Source organism: Pseudoalteromonas sp. SMS1 (assembly GCF_021530565.1).
Taxonomy (GTDB): Bacteria; Pseudomonadota; Gammaproteobacteria; order Enterobacterales; family Alteromonadaceae; genus Pseudoalteromonas.
Genome location: NZ_JAKGBI010000023.1, coordinates 75741 through 87642 on the forward strand (window position 1 = coordinate 75741; position 11902 = coordinate 87642).

Below are 11902 nucleotides of genomic sequence, written 5' to 3' on the forward strand. Positions count from 1 at the left end.
CAAGAACATGCCCGTCACTTGGTTTATCCGTGTGAGCTGCTTGGTAAGAACAAATAACAATAATAATAAATTTTTCTTACCAAGCAGTATCCACACTTCTCACGTGACCTCTTTACTTAGTTTTTCTACCTGTAAACATAGTGCTTTGATCAAAGGTTCGTTCAGCCTACTTTTCTTCACAACGAAATAAAGCGGCAACTCAAAATCTAGTCGCCGAGTCCGATGGACTGCATGTGGTAATAGTTCGACTTCGCTTTCATCGACAAAACTCATCCCTAGGCCCTGAGCAACCAACTCCATACGCGTCCACTCATTAAAGCTAGAGAGATGGCTAATATGTGCTGACGGCAACTTGTCTTTTAACGCGTTATCAAAAGGACACGATTTACCTGCGCCAATCCAAGGTTTTTGCACGAGCAATGCTTGCTCATCATGCTGAGCCTCAAGCCATGTCTTCGGTATAACCGTGGTAATCATTCGATTAGCAATGAAGTACGACTCAAACTCATCGCCACTTAACCCATAAACATAACCACCATCTAAACAGCCCTTTTCAATCTGGTTTAGAATCTCACTGGTATTACTGGGGAGTAGCGCTATGGACACTTGGGGGTTAGCGCGATGTATTTGCGCAAGTAGTTTGTCGCACCCTAATACTCTAGTAGAAAGGTTTAGCCCTAAAGTTAGTTTTCCAGCCAGTATTGGGGCTAACTGCCCAGCAGTTGCAACAAGTTCATTTGCACTATTAAGCGTGACTTGCGCCTTTTCTTGTAGCGCAATGCCATGCGGTGTTAATCGCATTCCTTTGCTGGTGCGTTCAAACAAAGTGACATCTAGCTCTTGCTCTAATGCTTTTATATGTGCGCTCACTGCGGGCGGGGTGGTGCACAGTCGCTTTGCAGCTTTGGTCAAGTTTTGTTCTTTTGCGACCATAACAAATGACTTTAGATGATAAAGCTCCATAACCCCCCCGGTCTGTCGTTAAAGGCCTAGCTTGTCTTTAAGCCAGCGTAAAGCCGGTCGACGGTATTTAAAATCGCTCATCTTCTGAGCATTAACATAGAGACATTGCCCTTTAGACGCCGCAACCCAGCGCTCCGTTTCCTCAAAGATATATTTCCGAGGTTTTTTGTGCCAATAATGATATACACGTTTGTGTCCGACCTCGCTGACATTTTCGTGACGGCAAAGAATAATACCTAACGCAAACTGCTCCGCGGTATGAATGGTCGTATGCGCATCAATCAATGGCATTAACCACAAAGCACTGTCTAGGTGTTTACTATGTGATTCACAAATACCAATTAAACCAGAGTTGAACATTGGCATATCAGACTCAATCAGCCACTGACCAAACTCTGGGTGGGAAAATGATTTGCCAATCACACCTGCATGTTGTTTCGCAAAACGCTTCCCAGTTAAATCCCCTTCCTTTTCATGAAGTAACGTGCTGTTTTCAGAAACCTGATTGAACAAATCCATAATAGGCGCTTTAATCAGGGTATCTGTATCTAAGAAAATGACCTTGTGGGCATAGTGCGCCAGCAGAAACTTTAAACCAGCGAGCTTAAGTTTAAAGTGGTACCCATCTTCTCCCATCCATTGTTGCTTCATATCATCTGTTAGCGGGATCACGTTTAGTTGAGGGTGATCATCGAATAGCTCAGAGCACTCAGCCAATACACATATTTGCGCCTCGGGGTTATGAAATATAAGGCTTGCAATACTCAGTTGTGCTTCAAGGTAGTGGCGCTCTTGTTTACCATAAATGATATAAACAAAGCTCTGTTCAAACTTCTCTAAGTTATTCTGTTCCAAGGCAATAATTCTTCCATATGCATCACTGCCAAAAATATACCATAAAACCAGCAAATAATCAGATCAAAACCATTTTTACAACTTATATTCCAATACAGGAAAATAAAAAGAATAATTAGCATGAAGAGAAAAACCGCCCAAATATCACCTAAAAAACATAGAGATAAAAACGTTATAATATACCCCCACCTCGAGAGCAAAGTAAGAATAGAAATTTAAAAAAACAACATTTAAAACCACAATCAAACAGAAAGTTAAAATAAAAAAACAATGAAGTGGCCAGTATAAAATTATAAGTCATTATTTTTACGGTAAAAAATAAAATAGAGTTTTTACTCAAAAATCAGTACACAAATAAGATACAGATCCACATAGTAAACGCAATTTAAACACCTTTCTGATACCTTTGAAGCACATAAAAAATACAAAAATCAATAACAAAACCACAGAAGGAAATTGCAAATGCAGAAGGCAAACGGCAATGCAACAGGTAATGTGCTCGGTGTTCAATGTGACACTGTTTACGCACTTATTAAGCAACATGCGCAGCTCACCCCTGAAAAAATCGCAATTATAGATGGCGAAATTGAAGTGACATATGAACAACTGATGTCCGCCGCCTGGGCAATAACATCCGAAATCAAAAAGCAGCAAATTCCAAGCGGTTCATTGATTGCCGTGTGTATGGTCAGAAAATGGAATTTGATTGCAACGATGATCGGCATACATAAAGCGGGCTGCGCTTACATACCAATCGATCCAAACTACCCCAAGAGTCGCGTAGAATACATGCTATCTCACTCCAAAGTGCATGCAGCCATTATTGACTCGCACGAAGCCAGTGACCTATGTGCAAATGTCAGTCATTGCATTAATATTCAATCGCTCAATATGGAAGCCCAAAACACTGAACCAGCCGGTTCACCGGTTAGTAGCGACTTGGCCTATGTTATTTATACCTCAGGCTCAACAGGTAACCCAAAAGGTGTCGCTATTGCACATCACAATCTAATGGCCATGTCACGCGCATTGAGGCAACTTTTTGGCCAAAGAGAATTGCAAGGCGTTTTGGCTGCAGCGTCAGTGTGTTTTGATACCTCAGTTATGGAGACATTGGGGACACTGTCATTAGGTGGTACATTGATTCTGGCGAAGAATGCGCTAGCACTCCCCACCTTGCCTCACGCAGATAAAGTAAAAGCCTGTGTGATGGTACCATCCTCGATGCAAGCACTGCTCAATACTGGCCCCCTTCCTAAACATATTGAATGCGTGGTGTTTGGAGGTGAGGCACTAAAATCAGCCTTAGTTGATAAAATACATGGTGTTAATCCAAGAGTTCGCGTTGTGAATGCATATGGCCCGACAGAAGATACTGTGTTTTCAACCCTCTGTGAAATTGAGGTGGGCGCAAAGAACATTCCAATCGGCCGGCCTGTTGAAGGTACGTATGCATATATTCTGGACGAGGGACTTCACCCCGTGGAAAAAGGGATAGCAGGCGAGCTGTATCTGGGTGGGGATAAGTTGGCAAGCGGGTATTTACATGATCACAGCCAAACCCGCCATCGCTTTATAGAACTGCAAATTAATCAGCACGCCCCCAAACAGAGAATGTATAGAACGGGAGACTTATGCCGCTGGAATACGAAGGGAGAAATTGAGTTTGTTGGGCGCATAGATCAACAAGTGAAAATTCGTGGATTTCGCATTGAATTAGGTGAAATTGAATCTGTATTGGAGTCACTCCCATTTATCGACGCTGCGGCGGTAAATGCCGTGGAAAGTGAGAATGGACAAAAGTCACTTGTGGCATACGTGGTAGAAAAACCCAATGCACCAAGCCACGATACCCTAAGAGCTCTACTTTTAGAGCAACTGCCAAACTACATGGTGCCACACTTGTTTATGTCCTTAGATGCGCTGCCACTGTTACCCAACGAGAAATTGGATAGAAGCAAACTACCTAGCTTAACCGAAGTGAGGCTCGCTAACCAAGCCAGCCCAGAATGGATTAACGAAGTTGAAAGTAAGGACAAGCTTACAAACACGATTAGCGTTATTCGCCAAGCGCTAGCAACCCTGCTTGGGATCTCAGAACCTGCGCGCATTAACCCCAACACAAGCTTTGATAGCTTGGGCATAGACTCATTAAACTTGCTAGAGCTTTCAAGTCGCATAAGCCGCACACTCAACGTCGCTATCTCACCAACACACATTGCTGCTTACCCAACTCCAGCCTTGCTAGGCACGCATATAATCGATGGCCAATCACAACAGCACACTGAACCAAGTGAAGGTAATCATCAACGAGACACTTTGCACCAATTTCAAACCTTATTGCAATCTAGCCACCCAACTTTTGGCTCGGCAAGTGTACAAGCTTGGGATATCAATGATAAAAGCTTATTAGTCGAAGCAATATTAAACATGGTTAACCGACTGCAACGTAATCCATATGGCAAAGTGTTAAAAACTGGCAGCTCAGCGAGAGGCTTAATTGGTGATAGTTATCATGATGAACAACGCCAATCCATCATTTGGTCAACCAATTTGTATTTTGGTTTTAACCGAGATCCAGAAGTGATTGCGCATGCAACAGATGCACTACAAAACTATGGCACGGGTATGGGTATTTCAGCAGCGGCAACGGGTATGACTGACCAACATGTCGCCTTTGAAAAAGAGTTTGCCGAACTAGTTGGCAAATCCAGTGCTTGCCTGTTTCCTACTGGCTATACAGCTAACCTAGGCGCAATATCAGGCATACTGGGACCGAACGACATTGTGGTTATTGACCAGCTTTGTCACGCATCCATTGTTGATGGCGCAAGACTCAGTGGCGCCACTGTTCGTACTTTTAAACACAATGATAAAAGTGATTTGGCCACGATTTTGGCCGCTGAGCAATCGCCCTACCGCACGACTTTAGTTGTTTTAGAAAGTGTCTACAGCATGGGCGAGGGCACAGCTCCTGTTGCCGATATTGTCAACACGGCAAAGCAATATGGTGCCCTCGTACTTGTCGATGAAGCACACTCATTTGGTTTTTATGGCAAGCGTGGTGCAGGCGTGTGTGTCGAACAAGGGGTCAGCGATCAGGTGGACTTTATTATGACAACTTTAAGCAAAGCACTGGGAAGTATAGGGGGGGTTATTGCAGCCAGTGAAAAACATATTAACCTGCTAAAGTCAGCGTCCAGAGCGTATATATTCCAAGCTTCAATCAGCCCTGCTGACATTGCAGCAGCCTTAGCGTCATTGCGCATTTTACAAAATGACGATGCTATGAGAGCCCAGCTCTGGGACCGCACTCGCTACATGCGCACCCTGTTTCAAGAAGCAGGATTTGACCTTGGGACGGGGGATGGGCCAATTGTCACACCGCACTTTGGAGACAAGGATAAGCTTTATGCCATTGTTCAGAGTTTATATCAACGTGGTGTGCAAACGCTGGCGGTAACCTACCCCATTGTTGAAAAAGGACGTGGCCGGCTACGCTTTATTTGCTCGGCTGCACATACCTATGCAGACATTGATCATACCGTAAACGCGCTCATTGAGGCAGAAAAAGAAGTGAATGCATACTTCGAACAGCAGCAGGTCAACATAAGTAACGCAAACCCTGTGCACCTTGCAACATCGCTATATGCATTAACCAGTTGGAGAGATACGTTTGCAGGCTATATCAAAATGTATTTGCAAAACACAGTAACCCCACAACCTGAACTTGCGATATCAATCAAACTCCAAGCCAGCGAACCCCCTCTCACTCTCACGATCGAAAAAGGTCAATTATGTGTTAGTCAAGATGCTGTAGGAGACCTTCCCTATTGTGAATTAACCCTTGTAAGCCAAAAAGCATTGGAAGCACTAAAACAACACAATGTGCAATCTTTACTTGAAACGGTTTGTCAAAGTGGGTGCATTTTAAATGGCCAAAGCGAGGTATTTGTATGGTTTATTGCCAGGCTAATAGAATACGGTCATCGTGACTTGCAAACCAGCATAACGAATAAGGCGGTGACGATGGTATAAAATCATTATAGATTGGTGCATGAGAAGCCAAGGTGATACTACTTGGCTTTTGTTTTTTCGCGAGCAAAATTTGAAACGAACGAATAGACACAAGTACAGACTTTTAAACGAAGCGATGTGCCGTTATTGTTATATACCTTCATGTGCATTATCGAAATACCTGCCGCATAAAATTAATCTTATAACTGTCCCTAGCAAGAATATGCTTACTATGCATAAAAAATGCGTAAGACTCACAAAAGTCTTCTTGTGTATTAGTCTTGGCGTACTCGCTCACATGGTGACGACTTTTTCGCGCGCATAAAACCCATTCTCTGCGCTCATGAACAGACAGTATTTTATTAAATACATGATGCCCTATTTCATGATAAAGCAAATGCAAAAACTCCTTGCGATTATTAAACTTGTATATTGTCACAAAGTTTTGCGGTAATTGATTGTATTCCCCAAGTACATTCTGATTAACAACCGATGGGTTGCTATAACTTCTTTGAAAAAATCGGGTTGGATCATAGACAATGTGAGTCAAACTTTTAATGTGCTTAGTAGGCAATTGCTCTACATAATGCTTTACATCAGATATCGAGATCACGCTTTGCTTATCAAAGTTTTTTAAAACTAACGGCATAAAATTATTTAAAATGACAATGTGAGAAATACGTTCTCATTAACAGAAGTCCCAGTGCTTTCGCCCAATTATACAGATGTCGTTATAGGTTTCACTAAAAAGTGAACAACCAAAGTAAACAAAGGTACCAATAAAAATGTGTGGAAACACAGATCAACAACATCGTCGAGCTGACGTCCCCTTGCCACCTGACTTAAGGGCGCCATAAGCATGCACCGTTAGCATATTATTTAACAGGCAATGTTTTTATAAATTATGCGCTTTACCTTGTTAGATTGGTCATCATGTCCCCTTGCCCACTTAAATTTAATACAGCTCTATCGCTCACTGCAACCTTAATAAGCAGAGTTATTGCCGACGTATAAACTCCTATGGCGTTCAGAATACCCCTCTAAACTGAGCTCTGACTTTATGTCCATCCCGACATTTTGTATATAATATCGTCGCAAGAATGCATCACTTAAGGAAAGCACAAGATGAAATACATATTAGGGATCTCTGCTTTAGCGATTGTAACCATGCAAAATGCACACGCAATCGCTAAGCCCACAGGATCATTTTCTTTTCAACCCAGTACAATTACGGTGGGACAATCCAGCACACTGAGATGGCACATTGTTAATGCGACAAGTTGTAAAAATCAATGGGGAACCGAAATTGGCGTGAGGGGATCGTACACAACCACGCCCTCCGTTGGTACTACCGAATACAAATTTACATGCTCGGGGCCTGGCGGGCGCACCCTCTTCAAAGCACTACGCGTCGTAAAACCACGCCCTTTACCAAGGGCTAATTTCGCTTATTCCCCCCGAAGTGCCGAAGTTGGCACGCCAGTCACCTTAAGGTGGTCGACGGAACATGCGACGTCATGTAAAAACCCGTGGGGAACCGAAATTGGCACATCAGGACGTTATACTTTTACTAGTAGTAAGCCTGGTACTGTAAGCTATAACTTTACATGCTCTGGCCCAGGTGGGAGTACTAAAGCGACTGCATCATATACCTTAACCCCCGCCCCTAAACCGACAATCAGCAATTTAAAATATACGCCAAAAACCGCTTATTTAGGCCAAAGTCAAACATTAAGGTTTTCGTATAGTCATGCAAGTAAATGCTATGCCTATAACAGTAATGGTGACGAAATTACCTATTATGAAGGGACTCAAAAAAACGGTAGTTACATTTGGACATCAAAGCCTCGTACACATCTTGTAGACAGCTACGAACTCACAGTATTTTGTGAAGGGAAAGGGGGCAGCACACAAAGTACCACTGACTATAGCGTCTCAGAAAACCCAACCGTGGTGACACTAAGACACGCGTTTAAGAACAAAGCACCTCACAATTGGGTTGATAATATTCATTGTGATACACCTGTCACCATTAATGGCCGAGCGCAGAATGTTTGCGACGTAAAGCATATGTACAATGCATGGCTTGGCATCGATGGACTACTTGATCTATACCTTGCATCTGGTGATACCTCATTGGCCGAATTAGCATTGCAAATCAGTGAAAAGTATAAAAGTATTGGTCAAGACAAAAATGGCGACGGCTACCTAGATTGGTTCAGCACACCTTTATTCAACCACAATGGTAATATGTACGACCATGATCACTACGAGTGGCGTGCAGGTGCTGGCGTTGCACGAACCATCGCCGTGATATTAGATGATCCTGAACTTGCCAATTTACATAACAGAGCAAACACGCTTCTCTCTTTTGCGGAACAGCATATTTGGCGAAAGTGGTACGCAAAGTATAATCAATTCAGAAGTTTGAGAGTAACACACTTCATCGGCCGAGTTGGTACCATTGCACTCTTTCTTGATAAACACAGCTCTGACCCAACTCTAAAAAGTCAGTACATCCATTTTATCCAGAATCGCGGCCAAGTATTGAAAGACTCTTTAGAACACATTACCACCAACAACGCTAATGCCTATAATATTCGCTGTTACGCGCCCGCAGGCTCTGTTGCCCAAGATTGTGCCTCGAACAGTTTACCTGTTGAAGGCACCATTGACGTCAGCCATGCCGGTGATACAGTCTCATTTATTGTAGAGGCTTATCTAGCTGGGGGCTTTGGAATTTTTGACCATCAAGATATGGTGCGACTATCAAATACGATCAAGCAGCTAATCATCTCTGATTTAGACCAACGGTTTAGATCCAATGTTTGCTCAATTAATGCCTGTAGTAAAAACAGGGGTCCAGATCCCTACTACCGAAATATTGGCGCATATCAAAGCCAATGGGCAAAATTGGCACAGTTTGATAATAACTTACTCGATATTTATTTATACTGGCTGTCCACCCAGAGCATTAACGTGACCCCAAGAACAACACCGGACATCTTGATTAATCATGCGCAATCATTACCTGGTGGCTATGGAACACCCAATATATTGGGGAATATTGCGTTAGCAGTCGCGAGAACTCAGTCTTAATATGACTAGATTGTTGATTTAATCACTAAGCGTAAGACGATGCTCTAGCTTTGGGCTTGCGCTTAGTTTTATAAGTTAAATACGAAGATGAGTTAAACACATGGTAATTATCACATTGCTTAGATTGAATACTAAACATGCGCTTAAATAAGCCTACATTCTATACTACTACCACTTTAATCTATATTAGATGGCGATAGAATAACTTTATTCACAACTTCGTCCGTTTGAGTTTGAAAATGAACAATTATGTAAATATTTTCTTTCACTAAATCGCGTAAAAATTCTTTTCCAATAAAGTTAATGACTGTCGGCCTAAGCTCCGCTTGACTTGCGTTTTTAAACTCATTAATCGCCCCATTCGTTAGTGTAAAATTTAAAAAAACGCCAGAGCCATTCTCATCTTTGTGTGCCTCTAATTTAATAAAATAATCAGGGTTCAGTTCAATATCAGAGTTATTGACATTTTCTACTAAGTTTTGAGCAATATCGTCACTAGACTGAGACACCCATAAATAACTTATAGCGATAGCACCATACAAAAATACTGAAATGAGCGATATACCAAAAACCTTCCAGCTAGACTCTATTTTATATTCTTCTGACGCCAATATTTCCTCTTTCGTAATGTACTGCTTATTTAGCAAGATAGTTACTGGGATTAAATATAAAATAGGAATAAGGTTGTTAGGCGTCTTTTCAGGCAAAAAGGGAAGTATAAAAATGATGAGCGCACTTGTAATTAAGCTAATAATAAGCGCTTTGGAAGCAATTTCTTTTTTATTAACCGATTCAAATGCAGACTTCAAAAAGTATGCAGCAGCAAAAGGCCCCCCAAAAAAAGTGGCTACTTGAATTTGTCTCGGTGAATAAATACTTCTCATGAAAATCCTTAACTTATCACTTTATAAATAGGAAAGGTAGAGTGACTAAAGATCGTAAATTGTCTGTTATGCATCCGAGGCTTAACAAGCTCCCACGCCAGCAATTTACTTGAGAAACAACTTTACTACACAAGCTGTGTTTTTTGCAACAATCTCAACACTGTGAAAGATGTGAACTAGCCAAAGGACAAAACTGGGCAAAGAATTTAAGAAATACCGACAAGGTGTCTAATTAAAGTACTAAACTGACGACTTTTTACTTCAATTTAAAATTCACAAAAAACACACACTCAAATAAAAATAAAATAATATTATTTTTTATTTTCCATCCACTCAATTTCAGTGTAAATTGCAAGAAAACAAAAATATAAAAACACCAAAATCCATTTAAAACACAACTAAAAAACAAAAAATTAACAAAGTATAATAATTAACTTAGTAATATAAAAATCAAACATACAATTCGAGGTAAGGAAATGATTAAATCGACTATGCTTGCAACAAGCGTTGGTATTGTGTTGGGTTATGCTTCTACTGCGTATGCAGCTGCTCCTGCATGCTCGGTAAAAACAGTTGTAACAGACAAATGTACCGTATTCCCTAATAGCTCTAGCGTCAACACACAACTCAATAAATATATTGGTGATTTACACACAAGCTGTAATAGGCATGACATAGCTTATAATACGTTAGGAAAAGACAAAGCAGCCGCAGATAGAAAGCTTAGAAATGACCTGCGCAAAGATTGCCTTGATAACCCTATCACTGCGACAGCTTGCCTCGCGGTCGTCGAAATTGCATACAACATTGTAAAAGGAAATGTAGGGCATCAATTTTATAACGCTCGACAAAATGAGATGCTAGCACATGTTCAGAGCACCGATACAAAATTAAAAAGAAATACTTGTTTAGCTACGCCAGAGCAACAAAGGTATGTAGACTCGAATTTACTTACCCATATCACGAATAAGTTTCAGTCTATTACCAAACGAAAGCCATCTGCATTTGAAGAGTTTGACATGCTCAGCAAATATATCCCGTCACAGGGTCATAATGGCACCAGCTTTAACAACTACATCACATCATATGCTTACAATCGAAAAGGTGTAAACACACCTGTTATTAACAGCTATAGCTTTGATGAGTCTGCACATGACTTTTACAGTTACACATTTTACCCACATCTAACAAATGGCAGCAACGCAACATACAATTGGCGTGTTAATCTAGGTGCTAAGACCACTAAAAACTATGAGTATGTAAGCTACAACGACTTCGACAGTAATGTCACTTTAAACGGATACTTATATGTATATCGTTCAATGCAAGAGCGCGACGTTATGTTCATCAATAAGTCATTCACTGCCAAAGGGGCATGCGGACCATCTCCTGAGCATGTGTGCAATGTACCCGGTTTAGAGTGGTAACCCTCTAAACTTAATACTAAAAAAGCCAGCGAATAGCTGGCTTTTTTAGTGCAGATAGTCTTGTTCAAATTTTCAATGTCGATGCTTTACTTAGCATATGTAAAATGATCAGATATGGCCTACCTTGAATTACTCTAAATTACACCTCAAGGATCCTAACGATAAAAGTCAGCCACTCATTAACTGTCATACTATCAGTCTCTGGAGTGAAATTTGCCTCATACTCATAAGTAAAGTTTATGGATAACTCAGACTCTTACATTAACTTTTGAATTCCTTAGACACTAATAAGCAATATGTCTGATTTTCTCTCGATTTAAATTACTCAAGTAAAACATTCATATTAATTCTACAAACGTGATGGATAAGCAAGCGGTTGTGATTCTGAATTCATCGATAGCTAATTCATCATTTTCGTTGATAACTCGCAAAATATTGAAGCTTTCTGGTTTGTGCACTACCATGCAAAAATCCACTTCCTGAAAATATTGGGGACATATATGGTCAGGTTTCTTCCCTGTATATTTGTCATCTCCACACAAAAAAGCACGGCGTACACACCGTGCTATTAAGTGATAATAAGAAGTCGAGGACAAATCTATCAATGCTTTCCTTGCTCTTGTCATGCCTTTTCAAAATCCATTTTGACTGGATATT

The 11902-nt window shown here is 41.0% G+C and carries 6 protein-coding genes and 1 pseudogene; 3 read left to right on the top strand and 4 right to left on the bottom strand.

What is annotated here, in order from left to right; translation table 11 throughout:
• Nucleotides 1–99: 99 nt before the first annotated feature.
• The gene (locus L1286_RS20545) at nt 100–963 is read right to left on the bottom strand and encodes a LysR family transcriptional regulator (protein WP_235408891.1); all 864 of its coding nucleotides are present in this window, start codon (nt 961–963) and stop codon (nt 100–102) included.
• 18 nt (nt 964–981) lie between these two features.
• Nucleotides 982–1818, bottom strand: a complete 837-nt coding sequence (locus L1286_RS20550) for a hypothetical protein (RefSeq protein WP_235408892.1) — start codon at nt 1816–1818, stop codon at nt 982–984.
• Nucleotides 1819–2280: 462 nt separating this feature from the next.
• Here L1286_RS20550 and L1286_RS20555 point away from each other — a divergent pair, with 462 nt between their 5' ends.
• Both L1286_RS20555 and L1286_RS20560 read left to right on the top strand, forming a co-directional pair.
• Nucleotides 2281–5856, top strand: coding sequence for an amino acid adenylation domain-containing protein (locus tag L1286_RS20555; protein WP_235408893.1), 3576 nt, complete (start codon nt 2281–2283; stop codon nt 5854–5856).
• A gap of 1104 nt (nt 5857–6960) precedes the next feature.
• Nucleotides 6961–8934, top strand: a complete 1974-nt coding sequence (locus tag L1286_RS20560) for a hypothetical protein (RefSeq protein WP_235408895.1) — start codon at nt 6961–6963, stop codon at nt 8932–8934.
• Between the two features lie 176 nt (nt 8935–9110).
• Here L1286_RS20560 and L1286_RS20565 read toward each other — a convergent pair whose 3' ends face one another.
• A complete protein-coding gene (locus L1286_RS20565) occupies nt 9111–9818 on the bottom strand; it encodes a hypothetical protein (RefSeq protein WP_235408896.1) in 708 nt (235 codons plus the stop codon).
• A gap of 476 nt (nt 9819–10294) precedes the next feature.
• Between L1286_RS20565 and L1286_RS20570 the strand changes: the two genes are divergently transcribed.
• Nucleotides 10295–11245: a hypothetical protein gene (locus L1286_RS20570; protein WP_235408898.1), complete on the top strand. Its 951-nt coding sequence runs from the start codon at nt 10295–10297 to the stop codon at nt 11243–11245.
• Between the two features lie 500 nt (nt 11246–11745).
• Here L1286_RS20570 and L1286_RS20575 read toward each other — a convergent pair.
• Nucleotides 11746–11871: pseudogene (locus L1286_RS20575) on the bottom strand (alpha-amylase family glycosyl hydrolase); the annotation flags it as partial.
• Nucleotides 11872–11902: the final 31 nt, after the last annotated feature.